General features: G+C 71.4%; 15 protein-coding genes and 1 pseudogene. 9 read left to right on the forward strand and 7 right to left on the reverse strand.

The window, feature by feature from the left end:
- Positions 1-5 precede the first annotated feature (5 nt).
- Genes ACFHYQ_RS27125 through ACFHYQ_RS27145 form a run of 5 tightly spaced genes read left to right on the forward strand, consistent with a single transcriptional unit; the run spans position 6 to position 9,108 of the window.
- A complete protein-coding gene (locus ACFHYQ_RS27125) occupies positions 6-1,022 on the forward strand; it encodes an enediyne biosynthesis protein (protein WP_394303976.1) in 1,017 nt (338 codons plus the stop codon).
- Positions 1,019-6,733, forward strand: coding sequence for a type I polyketide synthase (locus ACFHYQ_RS27130; RefSeq protein WP_394303977.1), 5,715 nt, complete (start codon positions 1,019-1,021; stop codon positions 6,731-6,733). The genes ACFHYQ_RS27125 and ACFHYQ_RS27130 overlap by 4 nt, the downstream gene beginning before the upstream one ends.
- 3 nt (positions 6,734-6,736) lie before the next feature.
- Complete coding sequence (locus ACFHYQ_RS27135; protein WP_394303978.1) at positions 6,737-7,180, forward strand: acyl-CoA thioesterase; 444 nt, start codon at positions 6,737-6,739, stop codon at positions 7,178-7,180.
- Between the two features lie 33 nt (positions 7,181-7,213).
- Positions 7,214-7,741 (forward strand): flavin reductase family protein, encoded by a 528-nt coding sequence (locus tag ACFHYQ_RS27140; protein WP_394303979.1) that lies wholly within the window; start codon positions 7,214-7,216, stop codon positions 7,739-7,741.
- A complete protein-coding gene (locus ACFHYQ_RS27145) occupies positions 7,738-9,108 on the forward strand; it encodes a cytochrome P450 (RefSeq protein ID WP_394303980.1) in 1,371 nt (456 codons plus the stop codon). Before ACFHYQ_RS27140 ends, ACFHYQ_RS27145 begins: the two co-directional genes overlap by 4 nt.
- 53 nt (positions 9,109-9,161) lie before the next feature.
- On the opposite strand, the gene ACFHYQ_RS27150 is transcribed toward ACFHYQ_RS27145, so the two are convergent.
- A complete protein-coding gene (locus tag ACFHYQ_RS27150; RefSeq protein WP_394303981.1) occupies positions 9,162-9,914 on the reverse strand; it encodes a helix-turn-helix domain-containing protein in 753 nt (250 codons plus the stop codon).
- Positions 9,915-10,353: 439 nt separating this feature from the next.
- On the opposite strand from ACFHYQ_RS27150, the gene ACFHYQ_RS27155 reads away from it, so the two are divergent.
- From ACFHYQ_RS27155 to ACFHYQ_RS27165, 3 genes are read left to right on the forward strand one after another with little or no spacing between them, the layout of a single operon-like run.
- Positions 10,354-10,911 carry a SigE family RNA polymerase sigma factor gene (locus ACFHYQ_RS27155; protein ID WP_394303982.1) on the forward strand — a complete coding sequence of 186 codons (558 nt, stop codon included), beginning with the start codon at positions 10,354-10,356 and terminating at the stop codon, positions 10,909-10,911.
- Between the two features lie 17 nt (positions 10,912-10,928).
- The gene (locus ACFHYQ_RS27160) at positions 10,929-11,495 is read left to right on the forward strand and encodes a DUF5987 family protein (RefSeq protein ID WP_394303983.1); all 567 of its coding nucleotides are present in this window, start codon (positions 10,929-10,931) and stop codon (positions 11,493-11,495) included.
- Positions 11,492-13,147, forward strand: coding sequence for an FAD-dependent oxidoreductase (locus ACFHYQ_RS27165; protein WP_394303984.1), 1,656 nt, complete (start codon positions 11,492-11,494; stop codon positions 13,145-13,147). The genes ACFHYQ_RS27160 and ACFHYQ_RS27165 overlap by 4 nt, the downstream gene beginning before the upstream one ends.
- A 9-nt stretch (positions 13,148-13,156) precedes the next feature.
- Here ACFHYQ_RS27165 and ACFHYQ_RS27170 read toward each other — a convergent pair whose 3' ends face one another.
- From ACFHYQ_RS27170 to ACFHYQ_RS27195, 6 genes and pseudogenes are all read right to left on the reverse strand, one after another.
- Positions 13,157-14,290, reverse strand: a complete 1,134-nt coding sequence (locus ACFHYQ_RS27170; protein ID WP_394303985.1) for a 2Fe-2S iron-sulfur cluster-binding protein — start codon at positions 14,288-14,290, stop codon at positions 13,157-13,159.
- Positions 14,290-14,787: a 1,2-phenylacetyl-CoA epoxidase subunit PaaD gene (gene paaD, locus ACFHYQ_RS27175; RefSeq protein WP_394303986.1), complete on the reverse strand. Its 498-nt coding sequence runs from the start codon at positions 14,785-14,787 to the stop codon at positions 14,290-14,292. The genes ACFHYQ_RS27170 and paaD overlap by 1 nt, the downstream gene beginning before the upstream one ends.
- Positions 14,784-15,542 (reverse strand): 1,2-phenylacetyl-CoA epoxidase subunit PaaC, encoded by a 759-nt coding sequence (gene paaC / locus ACFHYQ_RS27180; RefSeq protein WP_394303987.1) that lies wholly within the window; start codon positions 15,540-15,542, stop codon positions 14,784-14,786. Before paaC ends, paaD begins: the two co-directional genes overlap by 4 nt.
- A complete protein-coding gene (gene paaB / locus ACFHYQ_RS27185; RefSeq protein ID WP_394303995.1) occupies positions 15,539-15,847 on the reverse strand; it encodes a 1,2-phenylacetyl-CoA epoxidase subunit PaaB in 309 nt (102 codons plus the stop codon). The genes paaC and paaB overlap by 4 nt, the downstream gene beginning before the upstream one ends.
- Positions 15,848-15,898: 51 nt before the next feature.
- Positions 15,899-16,801, reverse strand: a pseudogene (paaA, locus tag ACFHYQ_RS27190) (1,2-phenylacetyl-CoA epoxidase subunit PaaA); the annotation flags it as partial.
- Between the two features lie 304 nt (positions 16,802-17,105).
- Positions 17,106-17,915: a tryptophan 2,3-dioxygenase gene (locus ACFHYQ_RS27195; RefSeq protein WP_394303988.1), complete on the reverse strand. Its 810-nt coding sequence runs from the start codon at positions 17,913-17,915 to the stop codon at positions 17,106-17,108.
- A 249-nt stretch (positions 17,916-18,164) separates the two neighbouring features.
- Here ACFHYQ_RS27195 and ACFHYQ_RS27200 point away from each other — a divergent pair.
- Positions 18,165-18,363: hypothetical protein (locus ACFHYQ_RS27200; RefSeq protein ID WP_394303989.1), on the forward strand; the 199-nt coding region annotated here is incomplete at its 3' end.

Consider the following 18,363-nt stretch of genomic DNA (forward strand, 5'->3'; position numbering starts at 1 on the left):
TCGACATGTCTGAGAACAAGCCCAGCGCGCCGCCGCGCGACCCCAAAGTGGTGATCGCACTACGCAACTTCGCGATCTCGATCTCGGTCTTCAACATCGTCGGCTATGTGTTCCTCGGTTTCGAGCAGCCCTGGCTGTGGCCCCTCATCGCCCTCGCCGTCGGCTACACCACCGAGATCGGCCTGGAGCACATCGGGGCCAGGGCGGAGGGCCGGGCACCTCGTTACCTCGGCAACGGGCCGCGCGGACTGGTGGAGTTCCTCTATCCGGCGCACATCACCAGCCTCGCCATGAACATGCTGATCTACGTCAACGACCAGATCCTCGTGCTCGTCTTCGGGGTCGTCGTCGCGGTCGGCGCCAAGTGGGTGCTGCGCGCGCCGGTCAAGGGCAGGCTGCGCCACTTCATGAACCCGTCGAACTTCGGCATCGCGGTCGTCCTGCTGCTCTTCCCGTGGGCCAGCATCGCCCCGCCGTACCACTTCACCGAGTACGTGAACGGCTGGGTGGACTGGCTGATCCCCGCGCTCATCATCCTCGGCGGGAGCATGCTGAACGGCAAGCTCACCGGCCGGATGCCGCTGATCGCGGCCTGGGTCGGCGTCTTCGCCCTGCAGGCGATCGTGCGCGGTGTCTTCTTCGACACGTCGATCCCCGCGGCCCTCGGCATGATGACCGGCGTCGCCTTCGTGCTGTTCACCAACTACATGATCACCGACCCGGGGACGAGCCCGTCCCGGACATCCTCCCAGATCGCGTTCGGCGGCGGGGTCGCGCTCGTGTACGGCCTGCTCACCGCGTTGCACATCGCGTACGCGATCTTCTTCGCCACCGCGGCCGTCTGCGCGGTGCGCGGCGCCTTCTTCTGGGCGCTGCACTTCGTCAACAAGGCCCGTGAGCAGCGGGAGGCGGCCGCCCGCGCCGCGGCCCAGGCGGCCGCGGAAGCGGCGGTCACGGCTCCGGTCGCCGTCGCCGCGGCCGAACACGTCCCGGTCATGGAGAAAGAGGTCGCTTCCGTATGAGCAGGATCGCGATCGTCGGCATGGCGTGCGTCTACCCGGACGCCGCCTCGCCGAGAGAGCTGTGGGAGAACGCTCTCGCCGGGCGTCGCGCCTTCCGTCGTCTGCCGGACGTACGGATGCGCCTGGAGGACTACTGGGACCCCGATCCGTCGATACCGGACCGCTTCTACTCCCGCACCGCCGCGGTGATCGAGGGCTACGAGTTCGACCGGATCGGTTACAAGATCGCAGGGAGCACCTATCGCTCGACCGATCTGACCCACTGGCTGGCGCTGGACGTCGCCGGCCGGGCGCTGGCTGACGCGGGTTTTCCGCAGGGGGAGGGGCTGCCCCGGGAGCGTACCGGTGTCGTCGTCGGCAACACTCTCACCGGTGAGTTCACCAGGGCCAACGTGATGCGGCTGCGCTGGCCGTACGTCCGGCGCACCGTGGCGTCCTCGCTCAAGGAACACGGCTGGGACGACGAGCGGCTGGCCGCTTTCCTCGACGACCTCGAGACGACCTACAAGAGTCCCTTCCCGCCCGTCGACGAGGACACCCTCGCCGGCGGCCTGTCCAACACCATCGCAGGGCGGATCTGCAACCACTTCGATTTCAACGGCGGCGGTTTCACGGTCGACGGAGCCTGCTCCTCGTCGCTGCTGTCGGTCACCAACGCATGCAAGGCCATCCTCGACGGCGACCTCGACGTCGCCGTCGCCGGCGGTGTCGACCTGTCGATCGACCCGTTCGAGATCATCGGGTTCGCCAAGACCGGCGCGCTGGCCAAGAGCGAGATGCGCCTCTACGACCGGCACTCCAACGGCTTCTGGCCGGGGGAGGGGTGCGGGATGGTCGTGCTCATGCGTGAGCGGGAGGCCATCGAGACCGGCCGCCGGGTCTATGCCACCATCCCCGGCTGGGGCATCTCCTCCGACGGCCGGGGCGGCATGACCAGGCCCGAGGTCAACGGCTACCGACTCGCGCTGCGGCGGGCCTACGAGCGGGCCGGGTTCGGCATCGAGACCGTGGGCCTGTTCGAGGGGCATGGCACGGGCACGGCGGTCGGCGACACCACCGAGCTCACCGCGCTGTCGCAGTCCAGGGCCGCGGCCGATCCCGAGGCGCGGCCCGCCGCCGTCACTTCGATCAAAGGCATGATCGGGCACGCCAAGGCGGCCGCCGGGGTGGCCGGTCTGATCAAGGCGGCGATGGCCGTGCACGAGCAGGTGCTCCCGCCGGCCATCGGCTGCGTCGACCCGCACCAGGTGCTGACCGCCGCGGAAGCGCCGCTGCGCGCACTGCGCAAGGCCGAGCCGTGGCCGGACGGGCCGGTACGCGCCGGCGTCACGGCCATGGGCTTCGGCGGCATCAACACCCATGTGGTGCTGGAGCGCAGCGGGCCGCGGCGCCGCGCGCAGCCGCCGTCCCGGACCAGGATGCTGGCCTCCTCGCTGCAGGACGTGGAGCTGCTGCTGGTCGACGCCGCCTCGCCGGAGGCACTGCACGCGCGGCTCGCCGAGATCGCCGAGTTCGCGCCGCGGTTGTCGTACGCCCAGCTCGCCGACCTGGCGGCCGTTCTGCAGCGCGACCTACGCGACCAGCCGTACCGCGCGGCCGTCGTCGTGTCCTCTCCCGAGGACGCGGAGCGGCAACTCCAGCGGGTGCTGAACGCCATCGAAAGCGGCGAGACGAGCCTGTTCTCCCCCGACGGCCGGGCGTTCTTCGGCCGTGCCGAGGAGCAGGGCCGGATCTGCTACCTCTTCCCCGGCCAGGGCTCCGGCCGCGGCACCGGGGGTGGCGCGCTGCGACGGCGCTTCACCGAAGTGGAGGAGATCTACGCCGGGGCGGCGCTGCCCACGTCCGGCGACATGGTGGCCACGCAGGTCGCTCAGCCCCGCATCGTCACGGGGGCGCTGGCGGGTCTGCGCGCGCTGTCGCTGCTCGGCGTGGAGGCCGACGCCGCCGTGGGCCACAGCCTGGGCGAGCTGTCGGCCCTGCACTGGGCCGGTGTGTTCGAAGAGGAGGCGGTGCTGCGCCTGGCGTCCGAGCGCGGCCGCGCCATGGCCGAGCTCAGCGCCTCCGGCACCATGGCCGGCGTCAGGGCGGCGCCGGACGCGGTGGCCGAGCTGCTGACCGGCCTACCCGTGGTGATCGCCGGCTACAACGGTCCCGACCAGACCGTCGTGTCCGGGCCGGTCGACGCGGTCGAGGCGGTCGGCCACAGGGCGGTCGACGCCGGGCTGACCTGGACCCCGCTGGCGGTGTCCCACGCCTTCCACTCCCCGCTGGTCGCCCCGGCGGCCGAGGCCTTCGGCGCGCGGCTCGACGGCGAGTCTCTCGCTCCGATGGAGCGCCGGGTCATCTCCACCGTGACCGGCGCGGAACTGGACCGGGACACCGACGTCCCGGCCCTGCTGCGCCGCCAGATCACCGATCCGGTGCGGTTCACCCAGGCGGTCGCGCTGGCGGCCAAGGACACCGACCTGTTCGTCGAGGTCGGCCCGGGCCGGGTGCTCAGCGGCCTGGCCGCGGCGGCCACCGAGGTGCCCGCCGTCGCACTGAACACCGACGACGAGTCACTGGCCGGGGCGCTGGGGGTGGTCGGCGCCGCCTACGTGATCGGCGTCCCGATCCTCCACGATGAGCTCTTCCACGGCCGCCTCGTGCGGCCGATCGAGATCGGCGCCGAGTTCGAGTTCTTCGCCAGCCCCGCCGAGCAGGCGCCGCAGGTGCGGATCTCCGGCGCCGCCCGGCGGCCCGCCGCGATGGTGGCGGGGGACGCGGAGACGCCCGTCGAGGAACCGCCGGTGGACGGGCAGGCGTCCAGCCTCGACCTGCTGCGACGCCTCGCCGCCGAACGCGCCGAGCTGCCGCTGGAGATGGTCGGCCCGGACAGCCGCCCACTCGACGAGCTGCATCTGAGCTCGGTCACGGTCATGCACCTCATCGATCAGGCGACCCAGCGCCTCGGGGTGCCCCCCGGTCAGGCCCCGACCAACCTCGCCACCGCCAGCCTGCGCGAACTGGCCGAGGCGCTCGACGAGCTGATCGAAGACGGCGGCGGCCCGGCCTCCGCCGCCGCGTCGGCGGTGGCCGGAGCCGGCTCCTGGGCCCGGCCGTTCTCCGTGGACCTCGACGAGCTGCCGAGGCCGGCCAGGGCCGTACCCGAGACGGACGGGACCTGGCAGGTGCACGCTCCCGGGGGATCGGCCCTCGCCGAGCCGCTGCGCCTGGCACTGGAACGCGGGAAGACGGGCTCCGGTGTCCTGGTGTGCCTTCCGCCGGACTGCCGGGAGGAACACCTGGAGCAGACGCTGGCCGGGGCGAAGGCGGCCCTGGCCGGTCCGCCCGGCACCCGCTTCGTCCTGGTCCAGCACGGCCGGGGCGCGGCCGGGCTGGCCAAGACCCTCCACCTGGAGGCGCCGCACGTGCGCACCACCGTCGTCCACGTGCCCGACCCGCCTGCCCTTCCCGAGGCCGAGCGGGCGGCCGCGTGGGTGGCGGCGGAGGTGGCCGCGACAACCGGCTTCAGCGAGGTGCACTACGACGTGGCCGGGCTGCGGCGGGTGCCGACGCTCCGGGCGATGCCGGTGCGGCCCGCCCGCACCCGGTCGCCGCTCGGCACGTCCGACGTGCTGTTGGTGACCGGCGGAGGTAAGGGGATCACCGCCGAGTGCGCGCTCGCGGTGGCCGTCGACACCGGCGCCCGGCTGGCCGTGCTCGGCCGTTCCGACCCCGCCCAGGACGCCGAGTTGGCGGCCAACCTCCGCCGGATGGCGGACGCCGGGGTGGCCGTGCACTACGCCCGCGCCGACGTCACCGACGGCGGTCAGGTGCGGCGGGCGGTCGCCACGGCCGAGGCGGCGCTCGGGCCGGTCACCGCGGTGCTCCACGGCGCCGGTCGCAACGAGCCCGGCGGGCTGGCGGTCCTCGACCCGGCGGCCTTCCGGCGGACCTTCGCCCCCAAGATCGACGGTCTGCGCAACGTGCTCGACGCCGTCGAACCCGGCGGGCTGCGTCTTCTGGTGACCTTCGGCAGCATCATCGGCCGGGCGGGGCTGCACGGCGAGGCGCACTACGCCACGGCGAACGAGTGGCTGGCCGACCTCACGAGCGAATTCGCCGCACGGCACCCCGACTGCCGCACCCTCTGCATGGAGTGGTCGGTCTGGTCCGATGTCGGGATGGGCGAGCGGCTGTCGGTCGTGGACGGTCTGGCCCGGCAGGGTGTGGCGCCGATCTCCCCCGAGCAGGGCGTGGAGATCATGCGGCGGCTGGTCGCCGACCCCGACGCCCCGGCCGTCGTGGTGATCAGCGGACGGACCGAGGGCATCGGCACCGTACGGCGCGACCTGCCCGCGCTCCCAATGCGGCGGTTCGTCGGCAAGCCGCTGATCCACTACCACGGCGTCGAGCTCGTCACCGAGGTCGAGATGAACGCCGGCACCGACCTCTATCTCGCCGACCACCTCCTCGACGGCAACCTGCTCTTCCCCGCCGTGTTCGGGATGGAGGCGATGGCGCAGGTGGCCGCCGCCGCGGCCGGGCGGGACGACGTGACGGTGATCGAGGAAGCCGAGTTCCTGCGGCCGATCATCGTGCCGCCGGGCGGCAGCACGATCATCCGGGTGGCCGCGACCGTCACCGGCGACGAGGTCGCGCACGTCGCCATCCGCAGCGCGGAGACCGGTTTCGGGGTGGAGCACTTCCGGGCACGGGTACGGTTCGGCGCCGAACCGGTGCCGGACGGGCCGCCGGACCAGATCGGCCCGGGGCTGCCGCCGGTGCCGCTCGACCCGGCCGCCGAGCTGTACGGCGACGTGCTGTTCCAGGGCGAGCGCTTCCACCGCCTGCGCCGCTATCACCGGGCCGCGGCCCGCCACGTCGACGTGGACGTGGCCGTCGCGGAACCCGCGAACTGGTTCGCCCCGTTCCTCCCCGGCGAACTGATGCTCGGCGACCCGGGCATGCGGGACGCGCTGATGCACGGCAACCAGGTCTGTGTGCCCGACGCCACGCTGCTGCCCACCAGGATCGACCGCCTGCACCAGGTCCCGGCGCACCCCGGTCTACGCCAGGACGGGGAGCTGCGCTACTGCGCCGCGGAACGCTCACGCGACGGCGACACCTACGTCTACGACATCGCGGTGCGCGACCATGACGGACAGGTCGTGGAGCGGTGGGAGGGCCTGCACCTGCAGGCCGTGCGCAAGAAGGACGGCGGCGGACCTTGGGCGGCTCCGCTGCTCGGCCCCTACATCGAGCGGACGCTGGAGGACCTCGTGGGCGCCCGGGTGGCGGTCGCGGTCGAGCCGGCGGCCGGGCAGGACGAGCCCACTGCGGAGCAGGAGGGGACGGCGGTGGCGGTGGCCCGGGCACTGGGCTATTCGACACCGGGCTACTCGACACCGGGCGGTCCCTCCGGCGGCGACAAGACGCTCTCGGTAAGCCACGGAGCGGGGGTCACCCTGTGCGTCGCCGGCTCCCTGGGCTGTGCGGTCGTCCCGGCGGAAGGACGCCCGGCCGAGGAAGCCAGGCTGTCGGCCGTGGCCGAGTGCCTGCGAGCGGCCGGCCTTTCTCCGGAGTCCCCCCTCACCTCGCCGGTCCGGCAGCGGGAGGCATGGGCGGTGTTCGAGTCCGGCGATCTGCGAATAGCGACACTCGTCACGACGCTACGTGGCGTCACCGATTCGGTGGTGTTCGCGGTCCTGACGGAAGGGCGGCGGTAACGGATGGCGGATTACTTCGAATACCTGCACACGGTGGGCTTCGAGGAGACCAACCTCGTCGGCAACGTGTACTACGTCAACTATCTGCGGTGGCAGGGACGCTGCCGGGAGATGTTCCTCAAACAGCGGGCGCCGGAGGTGCTGGCGGAGCTGCAGGACGACCTGAAGCTGTTCACGCTGAAGGTCGACTGCGAGTTCTTCGCCGAGATCACCGCCTTCGACGAGCTGTCGATCCGGATGCGCCTGGTCGATCTCACTCAGACCCAGCTCGAGTTCAGATTCGACTACGTGCGGATCGACCGGGCCGACGGCGAAGGCAGCGCGACCGAGACCCTCGTCGCCCGCGGCAGGCAGCGGGTGGCGTGCATGCGGGGGCCGAACACCCGTACGGCTCCCGCCATGGTTCCGGAATCGCTGGTGAAGGCGCTCGAACCGTACGCGCTGTAGGCGCGGATCCAGACAGTGAGCCAGGAGGTCAGCGTGAACGTACCCGACTCCATCCCCTTGGACCCGAAGTCCCTGCGCCGGGCGTTCGGGGCGTTCGCTACCGGCGTCACCGTGGTGACGACGGGCGGCACCGTCCCGCATGCCATGACGGCGAACTCCTTCACCTCGGTCTCCCTCGATCCGGCGCTCGTGCTGGTCTGTGTCGCCCGTTGCGCGGTCATGCACAGCTGCCTGACCGTCACCAACTGTTTCGGGGTGAATGTGCTGGCCTCCGACCAGGAGACCGAGGCCAGGCATTTCGCGGACCGGTCGCGGACGCTGGGCGCCGCCCAGTTCGATCACCTCGACTGGCTGCCGGGCCCGCTGACCGACGCCCCGCTGCTGAGCGGGGCGCTGGCCCACTTCGAGTGTGAACTGTGGCGCACCTACGACGGGGGCGACCACACGATCTTCCTCGGCAAGGTGCTCAGCTTCGATCATCGGCCGGACCGCGACGCGCTGCTGGTCTTCCAGAGCAGGTTCCGCCAGATCACCCCCGACCGGATCGAGGTGACGGCGTGAGCGCCCGGCGGGCCGTCCCGAACCTCCGGGTGCCCCCGGGCCCGCCGCGCTCGGCCGGCCCCGCACTCTACCGCATGCTGGTGCGGGACCGGCTGGGGCTGATGTCGCTGGCCGCGACGTACGGCGACGCGGTCCGGCTGTCCATCGGCCCCAAGACCCTCTACTTCTTCAACCATCCCGAGCACGCCAAGCACGTGCTGGCCGACAACAGCGCCAACTACCACAAGGGCATCGGCCTGGTCCAGGCGCGGCGCGCCATCGGGGACGGGCTGCTGACCAGCGAGGGCGAGCTGTGGCGCAAGCAGCGGCGGATGATCCAGCCGGTCTTCCAGAACAAGCGGATCGCCCGCCAGGACACCGTCATCGCCGAGGAGGCGGCCAAGCTCGTGGACCGTCTGCGTGCACGGGTCGGAGCCGCGCCGGTCGACGTGGCCAGGGAGATGACGGGGCTCAGCCTCGGCGTGCTCGGCCGTACCCTCCTCGACGCCGACCTCGGGGCCTTCGGCTCGATCGGCCACTCCTTCGAGGCGGTCCAGGATCAGGCCATGTTCGAGATGGTGACGCTCGGCATGGTGCCGATGTGGGTTCCGCTGCGCAGGCAGCTCAGGTTCCGCCGGGCCCGCGGATACCTGCAGCACGTCGTCGACCATCTGATGGCCGACCGGCTGCGCAGGGGTGAGGGCGACGACGTCGTGTCCCGCCTGATCGCCTCGACCCGGCAGGAGGCCGACCCCGGAGTCGGCCGGCGGCGGATGCGCGACGAACTGGTCACGCTGCTGCTTGCCGGGCACGAGACGACGGCGAGCACGCTGTCGTGGACCTTCCATCTGGTGGACCGGCACCCGGAGGTGCGGGAGCGGCTGCACGCCGAGGCCGTCGAGGTGCTCGGCGACAGGCTGCCCGCCTATGAGGACCTTCCCCGGCTGCGCTACACGGCCATGGTCATCGAGGAGGCCATGCGCCTCTACCCGCCCGTGTGGATGCTGCCCCGGCGGGCACTGCGCGATGACGAGGTGGGCGGTTACCATGTTCCCGCCGGCTCCGACGTCCTCATCAGCCCATATACGCTGCACCGGCACCCGGTGTTCTGGGACGATCCCGACCGGTTCGCCCCAGAACGGTTCGACCCAGATGCGCCGGCGGGCCGCCCCCGGTACGCGTACATCCCGTTCGGCGCCGGCCCCCGATTCTGCGTAGGCAGCCATCTGGGGATGATGGAGGCCGCGTTCGTGACCGCGATGGTCGCCCGGGATCTGCGGCTCGCCGGGGTGCCCGGCCACGTGCCGGTCCCGGAGGCGATGCTGTCGCTCCGGGTGCGCGGAGGACTGCCGATGACCGTGCACGCGGCCCGGAGCGTCGTCGTGTGATCTGGTAGGGGCCGGCCGGCGCGGGTCGGCGCCGGTCCGGGAAGGGGGGAGTGTCAGACGCGGGCCAGCTCGGCCGCCACCACCTCGCGCAGCGCGAGCAGCACCGGCGGGTCGAGCACGCTCATCGGTCTGAGCTCGAGGTCGGTGACAGCGGTCCGGCCGGCCCCCGGCTGGACCGTTATCGGCCCGTGCCGCCCGATGCACAGGCTTTCGTCGCCGCGGGCCGGGAGGTCGATGGCGTCCTCGAGACCCGCTGCGGCGGACTGCGCGATCAGGTGCCACCTGCCCTCCGGCACGTCCTCCAGTACGTACGGCCCGGGCCGGGGGATGACGGTGTATCTGACCGGCCAGCCCTCCAGGATGCTGTCGGGGAACAGGCCCGCGAAGACGGGCCGGTCGGCGAGCGGTGAGGAGATGTGCCCGCGCACGATCGTCGCGGCGGCCGCCGGAGCACCGGTGCGGTCCGGCGGGGTGAGGCTGTCCAACCGGCGGTATCTGCTGGGGGAAAGGCCGACGCTGCCGGTGAACCGGGAGCTGAAGGTGCCGACGCTGGAGTAGCCGACCCGGTGGCTGATGTCGGTGACGGTCAGCGTGGTCGAGGTCAGCAGGCGCTTGGCCTCGCGCAGCCGTACGGCCGACAGGAACCGGCCGGGGGACAGCCCGGTGACCCGCTGGAAGACCCGGGAGAAATGAAACTTGCTGAACATCGCGGTACGGGCCATGTCATCGATGGTAAGCGGCTCCCCGAAGTTCTCCTGCATGCTCTCGACGACCCGCAGAACCGCTGCGGTGATGACATCGTCCATTACTCCTCCCGTTCTCCGGAAGTGCCATGTCAATTCACGCTCGATCAGCTTCTGAATATGAAGTCGCCGGATGGTTGCCGTGCGTGTTTCCCCTCGTGTGCGGCGGCGGCCGGTGACGCCGACGCCGTCATAATTCCGCGGAGCCGACCGGCCGGCCTTTTCCGCTATTTACACGTTCCGAGTCGGCCGGAACGCTGCACGGGTGGCGCGAATTTCTCCGGAAATATTTCGGAAGCCGTCGGGTCACGCCGGGAGCATCCGCCTGAGCAGAAGGCCGCCAGGAGGATCGTAGGTGCGCCGAATGCGCGGGGGGCACCCCTGACTTGGGATAAGGGCTGTCTGTAGGGGTTGTGACTCCAGATGGGCTGAACCAATTCTGAATGTGTTGACAACACGGTCAAGTGCCCGAGGTTCCCTGGACTTTGGAGTGTGAGCGGAGATGGCCGAGGCTCGCGAAGACGAGTTCTCGCGCTATGTGCGGGAGGTCCGGCCGGCACTGCGACGGGCCGCCTTCCGGCTTTCCGACGACTGGCACGAGGCCGAGGACCTCGTGCAGCGGACGCTGATCGCGATCCACCGGCACTGGGACACGCTGGAACGGCGCGATCGAATAGCCGGTTACGCCCGGACCATCCTGGTCCGGCTGATCAGCAGTGATCGAAGGTCGCACCGGTGGTCGCGCGAGGTCCTCCACGAGCGGCCGCCCGAGCCGGGGCCCTCGCCGGACCCGTACGCCCGCGTGGTCGACCGGATGCTCCTGATGAACGCGCTGGCCGCACTCGGGCCGCGGCAGCGGGCCGCCGTCGTCCTCCGCTACCTGGAGGACCGCAGCGTCGAGGAGACGGCGGGCGCGATGGGGAGCGAGGGTTCGACCGTACGCAGCCAGACCGTCCGCGCACTGGCCGCGCTCCGCTCGGCCCTCGCCGACGACGGCAACCCGAAAGATGCGTCGGGCGCGAGGGCGCACCGACTATGTAGTGGATCTGAGCCGAACTGAGACACGAGGGGACACCCATGCAGCGAAGCTCGGCCGAAGAGCAGATCAGGACGATGACGCTGGAGGCGTTCGCGGACACGATCGTCCCCGGCGAGAAGCGGTTCCCCGGCGATCGGGCGATCGCCGGTGCCGCTCCGGGCGGCGGTGCGGTGGCGGCCGGCGCGATCGAACTGCTGGAGTGGGACGCCACCGGGGTGACCGGGGGACTGGACGACTACGCGCGCCTGCTGAACGACCACGCCGAGTCGTACGCCGGCGAGCACGGCCTGGCGCTCGACGCGGCGGTGCCGCCGTTCGTCGCACTCTCCTTCGAGGACCGGACCGCCCTGGTGCGCAGGCTCGTCTCACCCGATCACCCGGAGAAGGAGTTCTGGGTCCTGCTCACCCTGTTCAGCAACATGGCCTTCGACTCCGCCGCCCACATGCACACCTCGGACGCGATCGCGGCCGGGCATCCCGGCCTGACGGCGATGGGCATCACCAGGCCCGGACCGGACGGTCTATGGCGCTTCCCCGCGTTCTCGTACGGCCGGCCGCTGGCCCGTACGCACCCCGACACGACCCCCTCAGGGAGCCCCGCATGAGCAGCACGGAACGTACGGACGTCCTCGTGGTCGGAAGCGGTTTCGGCGGCTCGATCACCGCCTACCACCTCGCCGCCGGCGGGGCCCGGGTCGTCGTGCTCGAACGCGGGCCGTGGCTGAAGAACGAGGAGTTCGAGCACGACTTCAAGCTCGGATCGTCGTACACCAGGATCTTCGACTTCGTGGCCGGCGACGGCATGAGCGTGCTCGGCGGCAACTGCGTGGGCGGGGGCAGCGTCGTCTACTTCGCCGCGATGCCCCGCGCGCCCCGCTTCGTGTTCGAGCGCCGTGGCGGCATCGGCCGGCGGATGTGGCCGGTCTCCCTCAGCCGTGACACGCTCGAACCCTGGTACGACCGGGTCGCGGAGACCATAGACATCACCAAGCAGGACTGGGGCGACGTCACCTACGCCGGCGGGCTGTGGGCCGCCGCCTGCCATCACGCCGGTCGTACGGCCAACCCGGTCCCGGCGGCCATCGACCGCGGCAGGTGCACGAACTGCAACTGGATGATGGCCGGATGCCGCTTCGACGCCAAGCAGTCGCTGCTGCTCAACTACCTGCCCGGGGCCCTCGCCCACGGTGCCCAGATCCGGCCGCTGCACGAGGTGCAGCGCATCTCCAGGAATGACGACGGCTCCTACCGCGTGCACTACGACCTCATCGATGCCGAGGACTACCGGATCCGTGCCGGGAGCGGGACGATCGACGCCAAGATCGTCATTCTCTCGGCGGGCGCGGGCGCCACGCCGGTCATCCTGCAGCGCAGCGAGGCGGAGCTGGGCCCGATGCCGCACGCCGTCGGCCGCTACTTCTCCGGCAACGGGGAGCGGCTCAACACCGCGGTCCTCAACGAGGACCGGGTGCGCGAGGTGCTCGGCCTGACCCGTGAGGACGGCCTGGCCTACGCCGCCAACCAGATCGGCAAGGGCCCCACGGTGGCGAACTGGGACCGGCTCGACGGCTCACTGCCCGAGTACACCCGCTACTCGCTGGAGCAGCTCTACTTCCCGCCCGGCCTCGGCACCATCCTCGCCCAGGTCGCGGACACGGCCGGCCCGACCTGGTTCGGCGTGAAGAAGAAGGAGATGCTCGAGCGCTGGCAGTCGTGGCTCATCATCTTCCAGATGATCGAGGACGACAACGAGGGCGTCTTCGGCCCGCCCCCCGCGGCCGGCAACGCGGACCGGATCTCGCAGCAGATGCTCGGCGTCGGCCGCCTCAGGTACCGGCCGACGGAGAACACGCTGCGCGCCTGGGCGATGGCCGACGCCGACGTGAAGGACATCCTGGAGCGCGACGGACTGGCCACGGTGACGGCCTGGACCAATGATGTGGTCGGGGCGTACACGGTGCACCCGCTGGCCTCCTGCCGCATCGGCGACGACCCGGCGACGTCGGCCCTCGACGACCGGCACGAACTGCGCGGCCATCCCGGCATCTTCGTCACCGACGGCTCCGCCGTACCGGGGGCGCTGACCGTCAACCCCGCGATGACCATCGCCGCGCTCGCCGAGCGCGCGGTCCCCGGCATCGTGCGTGCCGCGCGCGAGCGTGGCGTCGAGGTCACCTACGGCGCGCCCGCCCCGGACGGCGCCACCGGCGGCAGGCGCGGCGTCGCCGACCTGGTGCCGACCCTGCTGGGCGACTGACCCGCCCCCTCAGAGGGCGTCGAAGTCGACCGTCACACACTCACCGGCGGGGACGGAACGGCAGGTGAGCACGTAGCCGGAGGCCAGCTCCTCCGCGGACAGCGCCCAGCCGCCCGACATGCTCACCTGGCCGTCCACCACCCGGGCACGGCACGTCCCGCACACGCCGTTCCTGCAGGAATAGGGCAGCTCGGGCCGGACCGTCAAGGCGGCGTCGAGGATCGTCCGGTCGTCCCGCACCCGCACCACGGTGGTGCGGCCGTCCAGGAGAACCCGCAGACGCCGGGCCTCGCCCTCGGGAACGGGGGACGGGCCGCCGCCGAGGGAGACCCGTTCGCCGGGATCGCCGTCACCGGCGCCGAAGAGCTCGACGCGCACGGCCGAGTCGGCGACGCCGTGCGCGACGAGGGCCAGCCGTGAGTCGCGCACCAGCCCGGCCGGTCCGCAGAGGAACCACTCGTCCATCGGCGCCGGTGCCAGGACACGTGCGAGGACGTCCGCCAGAGTGGCCCGGTCGAGCCGCCCCCCGGCCAGGCCCAGCCGGGGATTCTCCCGGGAGAAGGCGTACAACAGGTGCAGGCGCCGCGGATGGCGGTCCTTGAGGTCGGCGAGTTCCTCGGCGAACATCGTCGACTCCACCGTGCGGTTGCCGTACAGGAGGGTGAACGTGCTGGCGCGCTCGATGGACAGGGCCGCCCGGGCGAGGGACAGGACGGGAGTGATGCCGGAGCCCGCGGCGATCGCACCGTACCGGCGGCTGCGCGACGGGTCGAAGCGGGTGCCGAAGCTCCCCACGGGAGGCAGCACGTCGAGCGTGTCGCCGGCGGTGAGGGCGCCGCAGGCGTAGGCGGAGAACACGCCGCCGGGCACGGCCCGGATCCCGATCCGCAGTGTGCCGCCGCGTTCCAGCTCCTCCGGGGAGGAGCACAGCGAGTAGGAACGCCGGACGGCGGACCCGTCCACGCTCGCCCGCACGGTGACGTGCTGGCCGGGAGCGAAGGCGAACTCGGCGCGCAGCGCGTCCGGGACCCGGAAGGTCACGGCCACCGCGCTGCCGTCCGCCGCCAAGGGCTCGACGGCGGCGACGGTCAGGGGGTGGAAACGCAGCCGTGCCCGGGGCCGGACGCTGGTCGTGAGCGACATCAGTGTTCCTTCATGAGGTCGAAGGGCTGCCGGCACGCGTCGCAGCGCCACAGTGCCTTGCAGGCGGTCGAGCCGGCTCGGGCGATCTCGGTCGTGTCGGCGGAGCCGCAGCGCGGGCACCGGCGGGGACCGGGCGAGAGCGGGATCAGAGGCAGCGTCCGCCCGGAGGGCGGTGTGCCGACCGGCCCCGGCGGGGCCATACCGGCGGCGGCCAGCTTCGCCCGTGCCGTCTCGCTCAGCCAGTCCGTGGTCCAGGGCGGCGTCAGGCAGGTGACGATCTCGATCTCGGTGCAGCCCGCCGCCCGCGCGGCGGCCTCGATCTCGGCACGGATGACGTCCATCGCCGGGCAGCCGAGATAGGTGGGGGTGACGGTGACGACGACACGGCCGTCGTCACCCGCCCGGACCTCGCGCAGGATCCCGAGTTCCTGGATGGACAGCACGCGGATCTCGGGATCGCGCACCTCGGAGACGGCGGCTCGCACTCGCTCGATCACCAGCGGGCTCCCGGGTGCGCCCGGTAGAGGTACTGCATCTCGGCGAGCAGGCGGCCGAACGCCTCGGTGTGCAGGCCGCGGCGTCCGCCCGTCGGCCTCCAGTCGTCGTCGGGCCGGCGCAGCGTCGCCCGGGCGAGCACCTGTTCGATCAGGCGGGTCCAGGGCGCGCGCAGCACGCCCGGGTCGACGCCGACGGAGACCGGGCCGGCCGGTTCGAACAGCTCGTGGGTGAAGGGCCACACCTGTTCGACGGCGGTCCGCATGCGGCGGTGGGACTCGGCGGTGCCGTCGCCCAGCCGCAGCGTCCACGTGACGGCGTGATCGACGTGGTAGGCCGTCTCCTTGGCCGCCTTGGCGGCGATCCCGGCCAGCCTCCGGTCGTCGGCCTCGGACAGCGCGGAGTACAGCAGGCGCTGATAGACGCCGAAGAACAGCATCTTGGCGATGGCCGTCGCGAAGTCCCCGTCGGGCAGCTCGACGAGCTGGACGTTGCGGAACTCGTGCTCGTCGCGGCCGAAGGCCAGCGCGTCCTCGTCCCTGCCGCGGCCCTCCACCTCGCCCGCGTACGACAGCAGCTCACGGGCCTGGCCGAGCAGGTCCAGCGCGATGTTCGCCAGCGCGACGTCCTCCTCGATCTGCGGTGCTCTTGCACACCACTCCGCGGTCCGCTGGGCGGCGATGAGGGCGTCGTCACCAAGCCCGAGCAGGTAATCGAAACGGCTGTCCGCCCGTTCCGCCGTGTCGTGAACCTTCACAGGTGCTCGACCCCCTCGGGCAGCTCGAAGAACGACGGATGCCGGTAGATCTTGCCGATGGCCGGGTCGAAGAAGGCGTCCTTCTCGTCGGGACTCGACGCGGTTATCCCGGCAGCCGGTGTGACCCAGATGGAGACTCCCTCGCCGCGGCGGGTGTAGAGGTCACGGGCGTTGCGCAGCGCCATCGCGGCGTCCGGCGCGTGCAGGCTGCCCGCGTGCGTGTGGCCGAACCCTCGGCGTGGCCGTACGAACACCTCCCACAGCGGCCAGTCCGGCCGCCCGTCCATCCGGCCGGGTTCCCGCATCTCCCCGGGTTCCTGTGTTTCCTGTGTTTCCTGGGGCTCCTGTGTCGCTCCGGCGTGCTTCGCGGCGTAGGCGGCGGCGGCCGCCCGCACCCAGCCGCCCTCGCGGTGGGCGCGGCGGCGGTGGGCCAGGCGCTGGCGGTTGCACGCGCCGTATCCGGCGACCACCCGTTCCAGCTCGGCGAAGTCGGGAGGAGTGAAGTCGTAGTGCCCTCGCTCGTCGTTCCAGCGCAGCGCGGGATCCGGCAGCGCGACCTTGAGAATCTCGGCCTGGGGCACGCAGATGTCGACGAATCTCTGGCGTAGCTCGTCGTTGGTGGCTCGCTTGATCCGCCACGCCAGCGACTGGCCGGAGTGGGTGGACCTGTCGTTCGGCGGGCCGAACATGGCCAGCGCCGGGTACCACCAGCGGCCGACCGCGTCCTGCAGCATCGACCGCTGGGCCGGGGTGCCCCGGGACAGGGTGTACAGCAGGTCGAAGCCCTGCCGGTGATGGAAGGACTCCTCCCTGCAGATGCGCACCAGCGCCCGGGCGTAGGGGCCGTAGGAGGTGCGGCAGAGCGACACCTGGTTGACGACGGCGGCGCCGTCGGTCAGCCACGCGATCGCCCCGACGTCCGCCCAGGTGACCGCCGGATAGTTGATGAAGGACAGGTACTTCTGGCGCCCGGCGTGCAGCTCGTCGAGCAGCGACTCGCGCTCCGCGCCCAGGCTCTCCGCCGTGGAGTAGAGGTACAGGCCGTGCCCGGCCTCGTCCTGGACCTTCGCGATCAGGACGGCCTTGCGGTGAAGGCTCGGCGCCCGGCTGATCCAGCCGGCCTCCGGCTGCATGCCCATGATCTCGGAGTGGGCGTGCTGCGCGATCTGCCGGACCAAGGCGCGGCGGTAGGCGTCCGGCATGCGGTCCCTCGGCTCGATCTTGCCGTCCGCGGTGATCAGCGCCTCGAAGCGGGCCATCCCCTCGTCGTCGCCGGGCCCGTCGCCGCCGGGCACGGGACGATCCACCCCCGGCGGCCGGTCACCCCGCGTGAGTTCCCGCTCGGCCGCGTCGATCTCCGCGAGAAGCTCCCCGGTGCCGAGGGCCGGCGGTCCCTGGCCTATCTCCACCTCTGACCTCCATCGTGAGTCCCCGCGATCCCGTCCGTCCGGCCGGCCTGCGCCGACCACATCAGGCTCACCCCGGCGTTCGCGCGCCGCATCTCGCGAATTGCTGGGGTACGGCATCGGCGCGGCACCCGCGCGGCGGCGGTCAGGACGCCTGTCACGGAAGCCGCCACGCCGCCCACAGATCGGGGAACATCGGAGCGGAGATCGTGCGGTAGAGGTAGCTCGCGCCGGAAGAGCCCCCCGTGCCGATCTTGGCGCCGATGATCCGCTCAACCATCTTGATGTGCCGGTAGCGCCAGTCCTGCAGCGCCTTGTCCAGGGCCAGCAGGCGCTCGCAGACGCGTGCGGCGAAACCATCGTCGCTCCGGGCCAGCAGCAGCGCGGTCCGCAGTTCCTCCGACGGCTCGGCCGGCTCGGTGACGTCCCGGTAGAGCAGGTCGCGCGGGACGGGATAGCCCTTCGCCGACAGGTAGCGCAGGAGTGAGTCGAAGACGGAGGGCCGTTTCATCGCCGCCTCGATCGGGCCGCGCTCGCGGTCGCTCCTGAAGACCCGCAGGATCCCGCTGTCCCGTCGGCCCAGCACCGCCTCGATCTCCCGGAACTGGGCGGACTGGAAGCCGCTCGCGTTGCCCAGCCGGGCACGGAAACCGGAGAACTGGTAGGGGGTCATGGTCTCGATCACGTCGATCTCGGCCGAGATGACCTCGAGAACGGTCAGGCACCGGTGGAGCGTGCGCAGCGCGGGGACCGACTCTCCGCCGCACAGCTCGCGCTGCAGCTTGGCCAGCTCGTGCAGCAGCTCCTTGAACCAGAGCTCGTGTACCTGATGCACGACGATGAACAGCAGCTCGTCGTCCTCCGCGGATCTCGGTCTCTGCGCAGCCAGGATCTCGTCCAGAGCGAGATAGGAGGAGTACGTCAACGTGGTCGACGGGTCAGCGGTCGTCGACGGGTCCGTGGTCAAAGCTCGGTCACCTCATCGAGAAAAGCCGCCCCTGCGGTTCGGGTCGGACATCTCTTTCGATCAAGCTAATGGCGCGGACGGATCCCCGACAAGCGACCGCGCGCCACCGGTTCGAATACGGCAACCCAGAAGAATCAGAACTCGAGAGGGCGACGTGAACCGGGTAGGAAACAGCATTTTCTGAGATGCACGGCGGGAACCGCCGGACCAGAATGCACTAAATCAGGCGCGTCGTTTCGAGGAGGGATCGTGAGCCGCTACGGAGTGCAGACTGGTCGGGGACTGCCCGAGGAGAGGCCGGCGGCCGGGACCGACGCGAACCCGATGCGCCCCTGCGACCTACCCGGCGACTTCAACATCGCTTCCTATTTCCTGGACCGCAACGCCGACGACCGCACCGCGCTGATCACGCCCACCGGTCGCGCCACCTACGGCGAGCTGAAGTCGC

Origin of the sequence: Sphaerimonospora cavernae, assembly GCF_042435035.1 — a bacterium.
In the GTDB taxonomy this organism is placed as follows: Bacteria; Actinomycetota; Actinomycetes; order Streptosporangiales; family Streptosporangiaceae; genus Sphaerimonospora; species Sphaerimonospora cavernae.